Consider the following 17,396-nt stretch of genomic DNA (forward strand, 5'->3'; position numbering starts at 1 on the left):
TTTGACTCCCTCCACTATAATTTTTCAGTTTCAGGACGGCCAGCCCGACCAAACGCACGTGGCCGCCAGTGGTGAGTCGGTGCTTGACGTAGCGCTCAACAACGGCATTCAGCTGCAGCACAACTGCGGTGGTGTGTGCGGGTGCAGCACTTGCCACATATACATTGACCAGGGAGGCGACGAGCTACCCGACATTTCCGAAAAGGAAGAGGACTTCATTGACCGGGCTATTAACCCGCGCATCAGCTCGCGCCTGGCCTGCCAGTGCGTGCTGCCCAACGAGGCGCTGAAGGTAGTAGTCACCTTGCCGCCCCAGAACTTCCTAGGCCACTAGAGGAAGTTATGAGTGAAAAGCTAGGAGTTAGGAGTCGGCAAAGTTGCCACATTCATCTTCATAGCTACCAACTCATAACTCATAACTTTTAACTCCTAACTCACTACCATGACTCACTACGAGCCGCCCATTCAGTGGGCCGACCACGAAGACGTAGCCATCGCGCTGTACGAAAAATTTGGCGATGATTTCGCGGAAGCTAAAATTTACCGCATTCGCTTCACCGAATTGATTGAATGGGTGCTGGAGCTGCCTAACTTTGAGGGCACTCGCGAGCAAGCCAACGAAGGTCACCTCGAGCAGATTCAAGCCAAGTGGGTATACGAGTGGCGCGACCACCAGTAGCCAACCCCGCTTGTCCAGTTTACGTACAACCAACTCACTGGCATTAAAGGCACCAGTTCTTTTTGCCACGTGAGTGGCAGCCTCTTTTTTTTTCTTTGCCAACCACCATGAAAACTGGGACAGTAAAATTTTTCAATGAAGCCAAAGGTTTTGGTTTCATCACTGACGACAATACGAAAGAGGATTTCTTCGTACACATCACGGGCCTCAACGGCGGCCAGATTCAGCAGAACGACCGCGTAGAGTTCGAAACGCAGGAAGGCCGCAAGGGCGTAAATGCCGTGAACGTAAGGCGCGTATGAGCCAACTGAGCAGCTAAACACTGCTTTTGTTCAAGAGCCCCCTTCGGTTGCCGGTGGGGGCTTTTCGTTGGGGGGTAGGGCGGGCGGGCGGGCCGTATCTTCGGCTTTTCGTGCTCCCACTATGCCTGTTGCCCCTATGCCTGTGCCTACTACCGGGCCGCCTGCCGGCGACGCCGATGAGCTGCTGCCCGCCGGCGCTGGCCAGGCCAGCCGGCTGGCGCGGGCTTTGCCGGGGCTGGTGCGCTGGCCCAATCTGGCCATTATGCTACTGAGCCTGGTGCTGGTGCGGGTGCTGCTGATGCCGGGGCAGCCGCTGAGCACGGTGCTGCTGGCCCCGCGGTTTGGGCTGCTGGTGCTGGCGGCGCTGCTGGTAGCAGCGGCCGGCTACATTATCAACGACTATTACGACGTCAAGATTGACGCCATCAACCGGCCCGCCCGGCTGGTGGTGGGGCGGCTGCTGCGCCGCCGCCACGCCATGCTGGCCCACGTGGTGCTGAGTGGGGTAGGGGTGGTGCTGGCCACAGCCCTGTCGTGGCGCCTGGGGGCCGTTACGGTGGGTGCGGCCCTGCTGCTGTGGGGCTACTCGGCGCGCTTCAAGCGCCTGCCGCTGGTGGGCAACGTCAGCATTGCTACCCTCACGGGTGCCCTCATTCTGCTGCCCGCCCTGCTGCCGCTTGCTACCCCCGAGGGCCGGCTCAAGGCCGTGTGGCTCTACGCCTTAGCGGCTTTCCTGCTCACGGCGGTGCGCGAAATAGTGAAGGACCTGGAGGACATGCGCGGCGATGCCCAGCACGGCTGCTACACCCTGCCGCTGGTGTGGGGGGTAGTGCGCAGCAAGTGGGTGGCCGGGTTCTTTCTGCTGTGCCTGGGCGTGCTGGTGCTGGGCGTGGCCGGGCAATTGCTGGCCTGGGGCCGCTGGCCGCTGGCCGCCTGGCTGCTGGGGCTGGTGTTACTGCCAATGGGCTGGCTGGCTGGCCTGCTGCTGCGCGCCGACCGCCGCCGCCACTTTCGCCAGCTCAGCGCGTGGTGCAAGGGCATTATGCTGGCTGGGGTACTGAGCATGCTGCTGGTGTAGCGCCCCTCGCCGTCCGCTGGGGGCTGGGGCTTTAGGCTACGCAAAATACTATTGGCATGACTTATCGGCCCGCGAAAAAGCGGGGGTAGTGCTTGACGATGTTTGGTTTATCGGCACGCATTCCGCACCTTTACGTTATAATAAAAGGATTATACCAATTACTTAGGTAAAAGTCATAGACTCCCTTTGATAGTGTTCCTCGCTACAAGTTAATTTTTGGTTGCTATATATGCCTGGTTTTGTCCCGGTGCAGTTGAATAGAAGGGTTAGCTGGCTGTTATTGTTGAGCATGTGGTTGCTGGGCGCGCCGCTTGCCAGCCTGGCCCAGCGCGCGCCCGTGAGCGGCCGCGTGGCGGACGCGGCCGGCACAGTCCTGGAGCTGGCCACCGTAACGCTGCACCACGCTACCGACTCAGTAGTGGTTAAAACAGAGTTTAGCGACGCGGCAGGCAGCTTTCGGCTGGAGGCACTGGCCGGGCAGCGCTACCTCGTGTCGGTGGCGCAGGTGGGCTATAAGCGGTACTGGAGCCCGGCTTTTGTGCTGCCGGTGGCCGGGCTGGCGCTGGGCACAGTGCCGCTGGTGACCAACCAGGCTACTACGCTCAAAAATGTAACCGTGACCGGCCGCAAGCCACTGTTTGAGCACCAGGTAGACCGCACGGTGGTGAACGTGGCCGACAGCCCGCTCTCGGCCGGGGCCACTACCTTCGACGTGCTGGGCCGCGCACCGGGTATCTCCACCGATGGGTCTGGCAGCCTGGGCCTACGGGGCCGCCAGGGCCTGCTAGTAGTTATTGATGGCAAGCGGGTGCCGCTGACCGGGACGGAGCTGGCCGACTACCTGCGCGCACTGCCCGCCGAGCAGGTGGAGCGTATGGAGCTGATTACCAACCCCCCCGCCAGCTATGATGCCCAGGGCGGGGCTGGCGTCATCGCTATTTTCCTTAAGAAAGACCAGCGTCTCGGCACCAACGGCAGCGTTAATGCCAGCTATGGCCGCGGCGAATACGGCAAGTTTCTGGGTGGCCTGGCGCTGAATTATCGCCGCAAAAACCTCAATATCTACGGCAACTACGCCTACATCGACCGCTGGAATTTTTTGCGGATTGACTTTGACCGGCAGTATGGAGCCATGGGGCAACAGCCCGCCAGCAGCAGCCAGGTGGCCAACGAGCGCATTACCCAGCTGCGCTCGCACAGTGGCAAAACGGGCTTCGACCTCACCCTCAGCAAGCGCACGCTCCTGGGCGTGTCGGTGAGTGCGCTGGCCAGCCAGACTACCTCTGCTACCAACGCAGATATTCAATTCCTTGACGCCAGCCGCCAGCCTGCCAGCCACTACACTTCCCTGGCCGACCAAGACATCAAGCGGCCCAACGGCAGCGCCAACCTGAACCTGCGCCACACCTTTGCTGACTCGGCCGGGGCCAGCTCGCTGACCTTCGACGCCGACTACGCCCGCTACAACACCACCCGCCTGCTGCAGCTGTACGTCTATGCCGATACTCCTGTCGCACCCGTTATGCTGCTAAGCGGCGACCAGCGCAGCAATCTCGATATCGGGGCGTTGAAAGCTGATTACAGCCAGCCGCTACCCCACCGCACGCGGCTCGATGCCGGGGTGAAGGTAACGCGCATCGTGTCGGACAACAATGTGGTATTCGTAAACACGGAAAACGGCGTGAGTACCGTTAACCCCGACATTTCCAGCCAGTTCCAGTACCACGAAAACGTGAGTGCCGCCTACGCTACGCTGTCGGGGGCGCGGGCCGGCACCACACTGCAAGCTGGCCTGCGCGCTGAGCAAACCAACACCTTGGCCGAAACGCTGGGGGGTAGCAGCCGTGAGCGACATTATATTCAGTTGTTTCCCAGTGTATTGGTGCAGCGCCCGCTGGGGCCGCAGCACGCGCTGGCCCTGGCCGTGGCGCGCCGCATCGACCGGCCCAGCTATGGGCAGCTCAACCCCTTGCGCGCCTACCTCGATGCGACGTCGTACATCGCCGGCAACCCCAATCTGGTAGCCAGCACCAGCTACAATTTTGAGTTGACGCACACGTACAAGCAAAAATTCAGCACGGCGCTGGCGTATTCGCGCACCGACCAGCCTATCGAGCATGCCGTGTTGCTTTCGCCCGATGGCAACCGGGTAGTGGTAAACCAGGATGTAAACCTAACCACCCGCCATTTCTACACCCTCACCCTCACCGCCCCAGTGCAAATAGCCAAGTGGTGGACGCTGTACGCCAATGGGTTATTTTATTACAACCGCTACGTGGGCAGCCTGGAAAATACCTTCCTCGACCGGGGCCAGTTTGCCGGCAGCCTCACGCTCAACAATACCTTTATCCTACCCTACGGCTGGTCGGCCGACGTAAATGGCGGGTATGATTCGCGGCAGGTGGGCGGCTTTCAGCTGTTGCGGGCGCAGGGGCAGGTAGCGGCGGGCATCCAGAAAAGCCTTTGGAACAAGCAAGGCACCCTACGTCTGAACGTGAGCGATATATTTTATACCACACCCCAGCGCGTCACGTCCAACTACATCAATTTTAGTGAGTACTTCCTGGCGCGCACCGACTCGCGGGTGGGCACCATCGCTTTCACCTACCGCTTTGGCAATACCAAGGTGGCCGCTGCCCGCAAGCGCGCTGCCGGGGCCGATGAGGAGCTGCGCCGCGCCGCCGCCGGCCAGTAGATGAATGCTGCGTGTAGCGAGTATCTTACTGTTAGATAGTAGCTTGCGGATAATGGGGCGCTGCTCAGTCAACCGCCTACCCCTGTTTTCCGTTGAGGGGCCCATACGCCTCCACTTTATTGTTTTTATGCGCATTTTTCCGCTACTATTAGCTGGGTTACTTACCATTGCCCTTGGCGCTTCGGCCCAAACCCCGCCCGGCGACCCGCCTTTGGCGGTAAAGCCTCCCAAGACACCCAAGCGCATTACCATTTTGCCCGTGCCCGTGCTGTTTTATCAGCAGGAAACCGGCGCTGGCTACGGCCTGGGCGGCTTGCTGAGTGGCCGGTTGGGCACCGACACGCTCACGCGTGCCTCCAACGCCCGCGTGCAGTTCTGGACCACCCAGAAAAGCCAGTCGCTCATACAGTTTGTGCACACCATCTACTCGCCCGGCGAGAAGTACTACCTGAACGGCGAAATCAGCTCGTATAAGAACCGGCTCTACTACTTCGGCATCGGCAACGACGCGCCGGCGGTAACAAACGACCATCGCTCGTTCCTGGATTTTCAGCTGTTTATCATCAACCAGCGCGTTCAGAAAAGCATTGCCCGCAATCAGTTTCTGGGCCTGCAATACCGCCTGTCGAGGGTCTATAACCTGAGCCAGGCGCAGGGCCGCATAAATGACGACGGCGATGCAATTCCGCCAACGAATACGGCCACGCAAAACTACTTCTACCAAGACCCGCGCCTCGACCAGCGCCAGCGCCTCAATTTCAGCCTCTCGGGCATTGGCCCGGTGTATACCCTAGACAGCCGCGACGTGGCTCTGGCTGCCTCCAAAGGCAACCTGCTCGATTTGCAGGTGATGTTCAACGGCGGCTTTGTGGGCTCCGACTACAACTTCGTGCGCTATCAGGTTGACGCCCGCCACTACCAGCGCATCTTCAGCGATAAGACTATCCTAGCGCTGCAGTTTCTGGGGCAGTTTCACTCGGGCAATGTGCCGTGGTACGGGCTGGCCGGCATCGGGGCCAACCTGGGCGGCACGCTCTACGACAACGCGAATATTATGCGCGGCATTTACGAGCAGCGCTTCCGCGACCGGCAGCTGGTGAGTGCCCAGGCCGAGCTACGCCAGCACTTGTTTTGGCGCCTCGATGGGGCGGCTTTCATTGGCGCGGGCCAGGTAGGCTACAACCTCAAAGACTACACGCTCGATGGCCTGCACGCAGCCGGCGGCGCTGGCGTGCGCTTCAACTTTATCCGCCGCGACCGGGTGAACCTGCGCTTCGACTACGCATTCGGCACCGACCCTGGCTTTTACTTCGCCATCGGCGAGGCTTTCTAAGCCCGCTCGCCGCTGTTGGCAGAAAGCCGCGCCATCCAACCGGATGGCGCGGCTTTCTGCTTTTTGACTAATAATATTAGCTAAACATTTGCTGAAAATAAAAATTTATTAATCAGTAACTTAAATTGAAGGATAGCAGCATTGTCTGTTGGTTTAGCTAGGCAATAGCAAAAAAAAAGTGTGCGAAGCCTCATCCTTGCGCGCACTCGGGCGTACACTGGTTTCACTATGGACCAACTTGCCACGCCAGCCCGCTTTCACGCCACGCGTGAAGCGATGGCCACCGCTCCGCCGGCCCTGCTGCCTCACCCTCCAACCGAAGAGCAGCTCTTACGCCAACTTGAACGGACGCTGCACCGCCAGCTGCCTGCCCCGTGCGCGGCGCTGCAAGCCTGCGTCATTATTCCGGCCAAGGATGAGGCCACCAACCTGCCGGCCACGCTGGCAGCATTGGCCGCTCAGACTACCCTCAGCGGGCAGGCCCTGCCAACTGGCATGATAGAAGTACTGGTGCTGGCTAATAATTGCCTCGACCGCACGGCGGCTACCGTGCGCCAGGCCGCTCGCCGACACCCCAACCTAGTGTTGCACGTGGCCGAAGTGCAGCTACCCCACCCCCAGGCCCACGTGGGCCGGGCGCGCCGCCTGCTGCTCGACGAAGCCGCCCAGCGCCTCGAAGCCACCATCGGGCCTACGGGCGTATTGCTGAGCACCGATGCTGACACGCTGGTGGCCTCCACCTGGCTGGCCGCTACCCTACACGAAATAGAGTTGGGCGCCGAGGCCGTGGGCGGCCGCATTCTTACCCAAACTGCTGCCACTACCGAGCGCTGCCCCGTGCGGCGCACCCAGCTGAGCGATGCGGCCTACCGGGTGCTGCTCCGCCAGCTCGAAGACCAGATTGACCCCTGCACGGCCGACCGCTGGCCCAGCCACCACCAGCATTACGGCGCCAGCCTGGCCCTCACAGTGCGGGCCTATCGGCGGGTAGGCGGGCTGCCGGTGGTTCCTTTTCTGGAAGATGAGGCGCTGTGGCAATTACTATTGCAGCAAGACCTGCCGGTGCGCCACAGCCCGCACGTGCAGGTGTATACCTCGGCCCGCCGCTGTGGCCGCGTGGAGGTGGGCCTGTCGTGGCAGTTGCGCGAGTGGGCCAACCTGACCGCGCAACAGCGCGAGCCGCACGTGCCCTGCCCACACGAGTTGGTGCGGGTGTGGCGCGCGCGCCACCGCCTGCGCGCCTGGTGGCAGCAAGGCGCCCACGCTGCTGGCCCCGAGCTGGCACGACTAGCCCGCGCCGTAGAAGTGCCTACCGGCGACCTGCTAATGCAAGCGCGCCAGGCCCGCACCTTCGGCCAGCTTTGGCAATGGGTGGAGGCCACGCGCGGCGCCGTGCTGCCCGTGCCGCTCAGCGGCGCCTTGCGCGACCTGCGCACCTACCTGCGCGAGGGCGTTGCGGGAGCCTAGAATAAATTTGTGAGCCCGCACGTCGCTGCCACGGCGCATGGTGGGGGTAGGAGATTTTAGCACGTCATTCCGCGCTTGATTCGCTCAGCGCCACCTGCTTAAGTTACCTTCTCAAATAAATCGAGCCGGTACTTGTCGGCGCGGTGGCCGTGCAGGTGCTTGAGCACGTCAGTCTTTTGCAGGAAAAAATCGTGCACTTCGTCGCCGGTCTGGGGGTAGTCGGGCACTACGGGCGTCCAGTGCACCAGCAGCAGCTGCGCGCCGGGGGGTAGGGCGGCCAGCATAAGGTCGGCGGCGCGGGCCAGGTCGGCGGGCGACCAGTAGTAACCCACTTCCGAGAGCAGTATCAGGTCGAATTGACCTTCTGGAAACTCGTTGGGCACGTGCAGTTTTTGCAGCGTAACCTGCGGCAATTGAGCGCAGCGCTGCCGCGCCTGCGACAGGGCGGCCTCGCTCACATCCACGCTCAGCAGTTGGCCGCAGCGCGTGGCTAATTGCGCCGTGAGCACGCCAATGGAGCAGCCAATCTCGAAGGCCCGCTCGTAGCGCGATTTGGGCAAGGCGGCTAGCGTGTCGGCGTATTTCGTGCGTTCGTAGGGGCTACTGGCGAAGGCCCAGGGGTCTTCATTGGCCCGGTATACGTCGTCGAAGTAGTTGGGGTCAAGCGTGTTAGGTTGGTTGGAGTTCATAGGGGTAGGGAGGCTTCGATGAACACTTCGGTGGGTTGAGCAAAATGCGCCAGCATAGCTTCCGATAGCAAAAAGCCGCTCGGGTCGTCGGTGATGGTGCCGGGCGCCAGCTGCGAGCGGTGGGCCGCAATGGCGCGCTGCTTTTGAGCCAGCACGCTGCTTATATCGAGCCGAAAACCGGTGCCTTCACCAGGCTGGGGCAGGTCGGCGGGCGCGGCGCGCTCCCAGGCCCACACCACGTATTCGAGGCGGCGCGGGGGGGTAGGGAGCCGGCCCAGGGCGGCGGCCGTGAGCAGGCTGCTGGCGCGGTGGTCGGGGTGCGGGTCGCGCCGCCAGGGCACCAGCACGGTGTCGGCTTGTTGCACCGTGATGAAGGCTGACAGCTGGTCGGCAGCGGCTTCAAAGGCGGGGCCGTTGCTGGGCACCTGGCTATCGGGCAGGCCCAGGTAGAGCACGTCGGTTTCGTCGGCATCCAGCACGGCCAGCGCGTGGCGCAGCTCGGCGTAGCGCAGCTCGCGGCGGGCGGCGGGCGAAAACTCCTGCGAGTGCGGGTGCGACATGGTGCCATCGCTCACCAGCGCGGCGGCTACTGGCTGGCCCGCCTGGCGCAGCAGGGCCACTAAGCCGCCGCAGCCCAGGGCCTCATCGTCGGGGTGCGGAATAACGATAACGGTGCGCCCCAGCGTGGCCGCGTAGCTGGCCGGCCGCAGGGGGTAAGAGGCGAAAAGTAAATCGGACATGCCGGGTAATCAGTCAGCTAAAACAGTCCTTGAAAAATTATTAATTCTAAAAACCCCTACCCCTACCACAGCTGGTAAGTTGGCTTGTCCGAGGCCAGGGCGAAGCGGCCGATGTCGGCCTGGGCAGCGTCGGGGGCGGGCTGGCGTAGGTAGTGGGTGAGGTCGCGGTGCAGGCGCTCGAAGGGCTCGGGCTGGAGCAGGCCGCGCGCGCCTACACTACGCTCGGCCAGGCGCAGGGTTTGCAGGCAAATGTCTTCGGTGGTGGTGCGCAGCGCGTTAACGTAGGCCGCCAGGGCTTCGAGGCGGGCGGGCGGCGGCATCTCGGCTGGGGTGGGGGGTAGGGCGGCGTGCTCGGCGGCGCCGCGCAGCCAGCGCTGGCCGGCTTCGTGCAGCAGCAGCATTTCGCCCAGGCGCTGGCGCTGGTAGGGGTCGTCGGTGCGGCCCAGGCGGCGCAGGAAGCGGCGGGTTTCGTCAAGCACAGCCGCAGCCCCGCCCAGCTGCACGGCCGCGAAGCGCGCCGCCCCGCCCCCAAACCACGGGGCGCGGTAGTAGTCGTTAGGCTGGCCAATGAGGTCCTCCGTCCCAATTTCAAGGCCCGTGAAATCGGCCCGGAAGCTGGCCGTGGCCCGCATGCCCAAGGGGCGCCAAAAGCTGCGGTCCAGCACCGGCGGCTGCTCGTCGGCGCGCAGCAGCACCAGCTGCCAGCCGGTGAGCAGGGGGGTAGGGGCGGGCACGGGTAGCGGGCTAGGTCCCTGGTCGCGGCGCACGGCGGGCGCGGGCGGCGCGACCAGCATGCCGGTCAGCACCGGCCGCGTGATGTGGCCCGAGCCCGAAGCAAACGTCTTGGCCCCGCGCAGGCGGTAGTGGCCCGGCGCGGCCGGCAGTGGCTCTAGGTGCACGCCCTCGGCTGGGTTTTCGGTGTTCCAAACGCCGAAGACGTGGCCGGCGCGGGCGTCGGCGGCGGCGCGGGCTATCTGGGCTGCGGTACCGAAGCAACGTACTAACAGTAAAGCATTCACGTGGCCTTCCCAGAGCCGGCCCACCGCCAGGTTGCCGCGCCCGATATGGTAGAGTGCCTGCAGCAGCGCCAGCGCGGCGGCCGGCTCGCCCAGGCCCGCGCCGCCCATGCTGGGGGATAGGGCAGCCGTGAGCAGGCCCGCCTCGCGCAGCCACGTCATCTCCTGGGCCGGAAAGCCGCCGATGGTGTCGGTGGCCGCGGCCTGGGCCAGCAGGCGCGGAGCCAGCTGCGCCGCCGCCACTACCACGCTGGCGGGCGTGGCGGGGGTAGGCGCGGCGGCGTCGGGCAGCGGTGGGGGGATAGGCGGGGCGGTGGCGGGCGTGAATTCAGTCATTTAAAAGGGCGCGTGCGTGAGCAGACGATTAAGATACCATAACTCCAAACCAGGCCTGGTAGTTGCCGGCCGGGGGCCGGGCGGCTGTTTTCAGTTTTTCTGGTTTTCGGGTCCGGCTGCCCCGGTTAGCGGGACTACCTTTGCGGCGCCAAGCCCTTACCGCGGTTGGCCGGGTAGGGGGGAGGCAGTATTTGCGCTCCGCACAGCATTTTACCCCCCAAACTTTCCCTGCCAATGTCCGCCGCTCGCCCCATTCGCGCCGCCCTGCTTTCCGTGTACCACAAAGACCGGCTGGCCCCGCTGGTTGCCACCCTGCGCCGTCTGGGCGTCACGCTCTACTCCACGGGTGGCACCCAGAAATTTCTCGAAGAGCAAGGTGCTGAGGTAATTGCCGTAGAAGACCTCACCGGCTTCCCCGAAGTATTTGGTGGCCGCGTGAAAACGCTGCACCCTAAGGTATTCGGCGGTATTCTGCACCGCCGCCACGAGGCTGCCGACCTGGCCCAAGCCGAGCAGCACGGTATTCCGCCCATTGATTTGGTAGTGGTCGATTTGTACCCGTTTGAGGAAACCGTGGCCAGCGGCGCCCCCGAAGAAGAGGTGATTGAGAAAATCGACATCGGCGGCATTGCGCTGCTGCGTGCCGCCGCCAAAAACTACCGCGACGTGCTCGTGGTCAGCTCGCGCGACCAGTACGAGGCCGTGACTCAGCTACTCGAAGAAACGAATGGCAGCCCCAGCTACGATGACCGCCGCCGCTACGCCGCTGCCGCCTTCGCCACCACCAGCCACTACGATACCGAGATTCAGAAATACGTGCGCCAAGGCACCGAAACGGCTTCGTGGACGAAAACTTCCTTTAGCGTTAATGTGGAGAATAGCGCTGGCACTTCCGTTAGAACTCCGCTCCGCTATGGTGAAAACCCGCACCAGGCGGGTGCCTTTATTGGCGACCTCGCGGCGCTGTTTGACCAGCTGCACGGCAAGCAGCTGAGCTATAATAATTTGGTAGACGTGGACGCGGCCGTGCAGCTCATGCGCGAGTTTGCGGGCGGGCCGCCGGCCGTGGCCATCCTCAAGCACACCAACGCTTGCGGCGTGGCCCAGGCCGCCGACCTGCACGCGGCCTACGTTAATGCCCTGGCCTGCGACCCGGTTTCGGCCTTCGGCGGCGTTATTATCGTGAACCAGGAAGTGGACCTGGCCACCGCGCAGGAGCTGAGCAAGCTGTTCTTTGAAGTGCTCATCGCGCCCAGCTTCGCGGCCGATGCGCTGCCCGTTTTGCAGAGCAAGAAAAACCGCATTTTGCTGAAGCAGAAGCCAGTTAACTTCCCTGCCAAACTCTTCAAAACCCTGCTCAACGGCGTAATTGAGCAGGATGCCGACCTGACTACCGAGACGGCCGCGGACTTCCGCACCGTGACCAAGTCGGCCCCTACCCCCGACGAAACGGCCGCCCTGGAGTTTGCTGGCAAAATTTGCAAGCATACCAAGAGCAACACCATTGTACTGGCTCGCGCCGGCCAGCTGCTGGCCTCGGGCGTAGGCCAGACCTCGCGCGTAGACGCCCTGCGCCAAGCCATCGAAAAGGCCGCTAGCTTCGGCTTCGACCTGCACGGCGCCGTGATGGCTTCCGACGCGTTTTTCCCCTTTCCCGACTGCGTCGAAATTGCGGCCGCGGCCGGCGTGCGCGCCGTGGTGCAGCCCGGCGGCTCCATCAAAGACCAGGACTCGATTGATGCCTGCGACCGCCTGGGTATGGCGATGGTGCTGACCGGCGTGCGCCACTTTAAGCACTAGCGCCGTATAAGGAGTGCCCATTTGTCCTTGCGAGCGCAACGAAGTGGCGCGCGGCAATTGCACCGGAACGATACCCAAACGAGTCGTTCCGGTGCGATTGCCGCGCGCCACTTCGTTGCGCTCGCAATGATAAATGGTTTCGTTAGCCCATCCCTACCCCCCGTTCTATGCACGAAATCGAACTACTCGTTATCCTCCTGGCCGTGACCACGGCGCTGGCCGAGGTGGCCAACCGGCTGCGCATTCCATACCCCGTGCTGCTGGTGCTGGCGGGCCTGGCGCTGAGCCTGTTGCCGGGCCTGCCGCCGGTGTCACTGGCGCCAGAGCTGGTGTTTTTCGTGTTTCTGCCGCCGCTGCTGTACTCGTCGGCCTGGCAGCTGTCGTGGTCGGCTTTTAAGAGCGAGATTCGGCCGATTGGGCTGCTGGCTATAGGCTGCGTATTGTTTTCGCTGGTGCTGGTGGCGGCCGTGGCGCACTACATTTTGCCTGGTTTTGGCTGGGGGCCGTCCTTTGTGCTGGCGGCCATTATTGCGCCCACCGATGCCGTATCGGCCGCGGTGGCCACCAAGGGTCTACCCATCTCGCGGCGCATCATTGCCATTCTGGAAGGCGAAAGCCTGGTGAACGATGCCACTGGCCTCATTGCCTACCGCTACGCGGTGGCGGCGATAATCACGGGGCAGTTTGCGCTGGGCGTGGCGGCCGGGCAGCTGGTGCTGGTGGCGGCCACGGGCGTGGGGGTAGGGCTGGCGGTGGGCGGCATATTTTACCTGGTGCACCGCCTCTCGCGCACTAGCGTCACCGTCGATACCAGCCTGGGCCTGCTCACGCCCTACGCGGCCTACCTGCTGGCCGAAACGGCGGGCGGCTCGGGCGTGCTGGCCGTGGTGGCGGCGGCCCTACTCATGAGCCAATTCTCGGCCCGCATCTTCACCCACGAGGGCCGCTTGCAGTCGGCCGCCGTCTGGGATACGCTGTCGTTTCTGCTCAATGGCCTGGTATTTATATTGATAGGCTTGCAGTTGCCGGCCATTGTGGCGGGGGTAGCGCCCGACCTGCGCTGGCCGCTGCTGGGCTACGGCGTGCTCATCAGCCTGGCGGTGCTGGGAGCGCGCATGCTGTGGGTGTACCCCACTTCCTCGTTGCTGCGCAAGCTGGCGGCCGTTGGCCACTCCAGGCAGCAGCAGCTTTCGGCGCGCGAAGTCACGCTTATTGGCTGGGGCGGCATGCGGGGGGTGCTGTCGCTGGCCGCCGCGCTGGCCATACCGCTGGCCATGCCCACGGGCGCAGGCTTTCCGCAGCGCAACCCCATTTTGCTGCTCACTTTTATTGTTATTCTGATTTCAATACTGGTGCAGGGCCTCACCTTGCGGCCACTTATTGGCTGGCTGGGGATTGAGGCCGACGACCAGGCCGAGCACGAAGAGCTGGAGTTGCGCCTGCGCCTGACCAGCCAAACCATTGACTACCTGGCCAGCCCCGCCGCCGCCGACCAGGCCCCGGCCGAAATTCTGACCCGAATGCAGCACCGCTACAGCAAGCGCCTGGAGCGCCTGCGCTACCGCGAAAACTCGCCCGGCGAGGCCCTGCCTGAGTTGGCCCTTACCCCCTTCCAAAAGCTGCAAGAGGTCATTATTCACTACGAGCGCGGCGTGCTCGACCAGCTGCGGCGCGAGCAAAGCACCAGCGAAGAAGTACTACGCAAGCTCGAAAACGAGTTGGACTTGGAAGAAGGTCGCCTGGCCCTGGACAAGGCGCAGTGATAGCAATGAGCGTAGTTGGCGTGATAAGCCGCTCATCACTTCAACTACGCTCATTACTATCACTACTTTTCTCCACTGGGTTCTATCGTACCTTTGTTTCTTGCTAACGCTACTTATTCCGCGCGGAGCTATTTAAATGGGGTTCTTCAATTTTTTGACCAGCGACATTGCCATTGACCTGGGCACTGCCAATACGTTAATCATTCACAATGATAAGATTGTGGTGGACGAGCCGAGCATTATTGCCAAGGACCGGACTACCAATAAAGTCATCGCGGTGGGCACAAAGGCCCAGCAGATGCACGAGAAGACGCACGATAACATCAAGACTATCCGGCCGCTGAAGGACGGGGTTATTGCCGATTTCCACGCCGCCGAGGAAATGATAAAGGGCCTCATCCGGCTCATCGACACGCGCAAGCGGCTGTTTCAGCCCTCGCACCGCATGGTAATCTGCATTCCGAGCGGCATTACGGAGGTGGAGAAGCGCGCCGTGCGTGACTCGGCCGAGCACGCCGGCGCCAAGGAAGTGTGGATGATTCAGGAGCCGATGGCCGCCGCCATTGGTATCGGCATTGATGTGGAGCAGCCCGTGGGCTCAATGATTATCGATATCGGGGGCGGCACTACCGAGATTGCGGTTATCGCCCTTTCGGGCATCGTGTGCGACCAGTCGATTAAGACGGCGGGCGACGTGTTCAACCAGGATATCCTGGACTACATGCGCCGGCAGCACAACCTGCTCATCGGCGAGCGCTCGGCCGAGCGCATTAAAATCGAGGTGGGCGCAGCCCTCACCGAGCTCGACGTGACGCCGCCCGACTACGAGGTGCGCGGCCGCGACCTGATGACGGGTATCCCGAAAGTGATAAAAGTTACGTCGTCGGAAATCGCCATTGCCCTCGATAAATCGGTTGCCAAGATTGAGGAAGCCGTGCTCAAGGCGCTGGAAATCAGCCCGCCCGAGCTGTCGGCCGACATCTACGAGAACGGCATTCACCTCACCGGCGGCGGCGCGCTGCTGCGCGGCCTCGACAAGCGCCTGGCCGCCAAAACCAAGCTGCCCATCCACATTGCCGAAGACCCGCTACGCGCCGTGGTGCGCGGCACCGGCAAGGCCATTAAGGACATTCAGGCCTACCGGGGCGTACTCTTGACGTAGTCAAGAAGTTATGAGTTATGAGTTAAGAGTTATGAGCTAGTCAGGCGTCGCCGGCTAGCGCTTGCTTTTAACTCATAACTCATAACTTTTAACTCATAACTCAACACCGTGCGTAATCTCATTGCGTTTCTGCTGCGCTACCAAGGGGTGATGCTCTTTGTGCTGCTGGAGGTGGTGAGCCTGTTCCTATTCATTACCAATAGCTCGTACCAGCGGGCGGCGTTTTTCAACTCGGCCAATGCCTACGCGGGTACGGTGCTGGCGCGGCGCACCCAGGTGACCGATTATTTCAAGCTCGATGAGCTGAACCGGCAATTGCTGGCCGACAATGCCAAGCTACGCCAGCAGCTCTACCCCCCCGATTTTACCCGGCGCGAGGCCGACTCGCTGCCCGTGGGCCGCGACACGCTGGGCCACGTCATTTACCGCCACCTGCGGCCTGACCCCAGCGTGGCGCTGGCGGTCGGGCCCGGCCTGGCTGCCCCTACCCCCGCCGCCAAGGGCAAGCTGCCTAGCGCCCTGGCCCGCCCCGATACGCTGCTGCTGGCGGGTGCGCGGCTGGCCACCCGCGATGCCGCCTACCCCCTGGTGCCGGCTCGGGTGCTCAACAACTCGCTACGAGCCGTAGATAACTACTTGACCCTGAACGTAGGCGAGGCCGATGGCGTGCAGCCCGGCCTGGGTGTGATGAGCGCCACCGGCGTGGTGGGCCAGGTAAAATCGGTGAGCGCGCACTACGCCACGGTGTTTTCGCTGCTGCACTCGAAGATGGCGGTGGCGGCCAAAATAAAGCGCGACGGTACCTTTGGCAGCGTGAAATGGCCCGGCGACGACTACAGCCACGCGCTGCTCGACTACATTCCGCGCCAGAACCGCCTGGTGGTGGGCGACTCGGTGGTGACGTCGGGCTACAACGCCGTGTTTCCGGAGGGCGTGCTGGTGGGCACCGTGGAGTCGTTTGTGAAGGAGCCGGATAAGAATTTCTGGACCGTGAAGCTGCGGCTGGCCGTCGACTTTAGCCGCCTCACCTACGTGTACGTGGTGCACAACCGCCCCCGCACCGAGCGTGACTCGCTCGAAACCGCGATTACGGCCCCCGAGCCTACCCCGGCTAAACCGCTTAAAATCACCCGCCCCACCCGATGAGTATACTGGGCGAACTACTGCGCCAGCTGCTGCGCTTCGGGCTGTATGCGGGCGTGCAGGTGCTTATTGTGGGGCAATTGTCGCTGTTTGGGCTGGGCTGGTGCTTTTTGTACCTGGGCTTCGTGCTGTTTTTGCCGCTGCGCACGCCCATTGCGGTGCAGCTGCTGCTGGGCTTCGCCATTGGCCTGGCCATGGACATCAGCTACGATACCGGCGGGCTGCACGCGGCGGCGGCCGTGCTGCTGGCCTACCTGCGCCCCTGGGTGCTGCGCCTGCTCACCCCGCGCGACGGCTACGATGCCCAGGATACCGTGAACGTGCATCAGATGGGCTGGCAATGGTTTATGGTCTACATGCTCATCTTAGTGAGCCTGCACCACGTGCTATATTTCTTCTTGGAGCTGGGCTCGTTTCAGCACCCGTTGCTCACGCTGGGCAGGGTAGGGGTGAGTATTCTCTTCACGACCATAGCGCTGCTGATTGTGCAGCTCCTGTTCTTTCCGGTGCGGCGCAAGCGCAGCTAACGCAGTAGCGCGGACCTTGTAGTTCGCGTCTTGGCGCCGTTAAAACCGTTTGAACGGCGCCAGGACGCGAACTACAAAGTTCGCGCTGCTGCCTGCTACGCGCCCACTACTGCGCTGCGGCGCTCCAGCAGCAGCGTATCGTGCCACTGGCCGCGCAGCTGCCCGATACGTTCGCGCCGGCCCACCGTGCGAAAGCCCTGGCCTGCGTGCAGCGCCAGGCTGGCCGCGTTTTCGGGGAAAATGCCGGCTTGCAGCATCCACAGCCCGTGCTGTTCCGACGCGGCTACCAGCGCCGCCAGCAGCTGCCGGCCCACGCCCCGCCCGCGCGCCTCGGCCGCGATGTAAATGCTCACCTCGGCCACGCCCGCGTACACGCAGCGGCCAGACACGGGCGAGAGCGCCGCCCAGCCCAGCACCGCTCCGTCGGGCGCCATGGCCACCAGGCGGCAGTGCGCCAGGTGGCCGGCGTCCCAGGCCTCCCAGCTCGGGGCTTCGGTGGTGAAGGTGGCCTGGCCGGTAGCCATGCCGGCCTCGTAGATGGCGCGCACCGCTGGCCAGTGGGCGGGTAGCAGCGGCTCAAGGGTGAAAGTGGGGGTAGGCATGAAGCAAAAGTATCAGGTTGAGCAGCAACGCACCGCGGCGCGTTTGGGTCGGGCGCATACGGGC

General features: G+C 62.9%; 16 protein-coding genes. 12 read left to right on the forward strand and 4 right to left on the reverse strand.

The window, feature by feature from the left end; translation table 11 throughout:
* Position 1: 1 nt before the first annotated feature.
* The 7 genes from E4631_RS00625 to E4631_RS00655 all read left to right on the forward strand — a co-directional run bounded on the left by E4631_RS00625 (position 2) and on the right by E4631_RS00655 (position 7,554).
* On the forward strand, positions 2-334 hold the full coding sequence (locus E4631_RS00625) for a 2Fe-2S iron-sulfur cluster-binding protein (protein WP_240734561.1): 333 nt from the start codon (positions 2-4) through the stop codon (positions 332-334).
* 108 nt (positions 335-442) lie between these two features.
* Positions 443-679, forward strand: coding sequence for a Fe-S cluster assembly protein IscX (gene iscX / locus E4631_RS00630; RefSeq protein ID WP_133658176.1), 237 nt, complete (start codon positions 443-445; stop codon positions 677-679).
* Between the two features lie 107 nt (positions 680-786).
* Complete coding sequence (locus tag E4631_RS00635) at positions 787-981, forward strand: cold-shock protein (RefSeq protein WP_068341057.1); 195 nt, start codon at positions 787-789, stop codon at positions 979-981.
* 136 nt (positions 982-1,117) lie between these two features.
* Positions 1,118-2,059 carry a geranylgeranylglycerol-phosphate geranylgeranyltransferase gene (locus E4631_RS00640; protein ID WP_166648129.1) on the forward strand — a complete coding sequence of 314 codons (942 nt, stop codon included), beginning with the start codon at positions 1,118-1,120 and terminating at the stop codon, positions 2,057-2,059.
* A gap of 229 nt (positions 2,060-2,288) precedes the next feature.
* A complete protein-coding gene (locus E4631_RS00645) occupies positions 2,289-4,754 on the forward strand; it encodes an outer membrane beta-barrel family protein (RefSeq protein WP_133658178.1) in 2,466 nt (821 codons plus the stop codon).
* Between the two features lie 127 nt (positions 4,755-4,881).
* Positions 4,882-6,087 (forward strand): BamA/TamA family outer membrane protein, encoded by a 1,206-nt coding sequence (locus tag E4631_RS00650; RefSeq protein WP_166648130.1) that lies wholly within the window; start codon positions 4,882-4,884, stop codon positions 6,085-6,087.
* Between the two features lie 228 nt (positions 6,088-6,315).
* Entirely contained in the window at positions 6,316-7,554 is a 1,239-nt protein-coding gene (locus E4631_RS00655; RefSeq protein WP_133658180.1) for a glycosyltransferase family 2 protein, read from the forward strand.
* A gap of 98 nt (positions 7,555-7,652) precedes the next feature.
* Here the strand turns inward: E4631_RS00655 and E4631_RS00660 are convergent, their stop codons facing one another.
* The 3 genes from E4631_RS00660 to E4631_RS00670 form a co-directional block, all read right to left on the reverse strand.
* Positions 7,653-8,243, reverse strand: coding sequence for a class I SAM-dependent methyltransferase (locus tag E4631_RS00660; protein WP_133658181.1), 591 nt, complete (start codon positions 8,241-8,243; stop codon positions 7,653-7,655).
* Complete coding sequence (locus E4631_RS00665; protein WP_133658182.1) at positions 8,240-8,983, reverse strand: PIG-L deacetylase family protein; 744 nt, start codon at positions 8,981-8,983, stop codon at positions 8,240-8,242. Before E4631_RS00665 ends, E4631_RS00660 begins: the two co-directional genes overlap by 4 nt.
* Before the next feature lie 62 nt (positions 8,984-9,045).
* On the reverse strand, positions 9,046-10,335 hold the full coding sequence (locus E4631_RS00670; protein ID WP_133658183.1) for an acyl-CoA dehydrogenase family protein: 1,290 nt from the start codon (positions 10,333-10,335) through the stop codon (positions 9,046-9,048).
* 234 nt (positions 10,336-10,569) lie between these two features.
* On the opposite strand from E4631_RS00670, the gene purH reads away from it, so the two are divergent.
* The 5 genes from purH to E4631_RS00695 all read left to right on the forward strand — a co-directional run bounded on the left by purH (position 10,570) and on the right by E4631_RS00695 (position 16,730).
* Positions 10,570-12,135 carry a bifunctional phosphoribosylaminoimidazolecarboxamide formyltransferase/IMP cyclohydrolase gene (purH, locus tag E4631_RS00675; RefSeq protein ID WP_133658184.1) on the forward strand — a complete coding sequence of 522 codons (1,566 nt, stop codon included), beginning with the start codon at positions 10,570-10,572 and terminating at the stop codon, positions 12,133-12,135.
* A 167-nt stretch (positions 12,136-12,302) separates the two neighbouring features.
* Entirely contained in the window at positions 12,303-13,898 is a 1,596-nt protein-coding gene (locus E4631_RS00680; RefSeq protein WP_133658185.1) for a Na+/H+ antiporter, read from the forward strand.
* A gap of 136 nt (positions 13,899-14,034) precedes the next feature.
* Complete coding sequence (locus E4631_RS00685) at positions 14,035-15,060, forward strand: rod shape-determining protein (RefSeq protein WP_133658186.1); 1,026 nt, start codon at positions 14,035-14,037, stop codon at positions 15,058-15,060.
* A 108-nt stretch (positions 15,061-15,168) separates the two neighbouring features.
* Positions 15,169-16,206, forward strand: a complete 1,038-nt coding sequence (gene mreC / locus E4631_RS00690; RefSeq protein ID WP_240734563.1) for a rod shape-determining protein MreC — start codon at positions 15,169-15,171, stop codon at positions 16,204-16,206.
* The gene (locus E4631_RS00695; RefSeq protein WP_240734565.1) at positions 16,203-16,730 is read left to right on the forward strand and encodes a hypothetical protein; all 528 of its coding nucleotides are present in this window, start codon (positions 16,203-16,205) and stop codon (positions 16,728-16,730) included. Before mreC ends, E4631_RS00695 begins: the two co-directional genes overlap by 4 nt.
* A gap of 95 nt (positions 16,731-16,825) precedes the next feature.
* On the opposite strand, the gene E4631_RS00700 is transcribed toward E4631_RS00695, so the two are convergent.
* Complete coding sequence (locus E4631_RS00700) at positions 16,826-17,332, reverse strand: GNAT family N-acetyltransferase (RefSeq protein WP_133658187.1); 507 nt, start codon at positions 17,330-17,332, stop codon at positions 16,826-16,828.
* Positions 17,333-17,396 lie beyond the last annotated feature (64 nt).

The sequence above is a fragment of the Hymenobacter sp. UV11 genome (genome assembly GCF_004684095.1).
In the GTDB taxonomy this organism is placed as follows: domain Bacteria; phylum Bacteroidota; class Bacteroidia; order Cytophagales; family Hymenobacteraceae; genus Hymenobacter.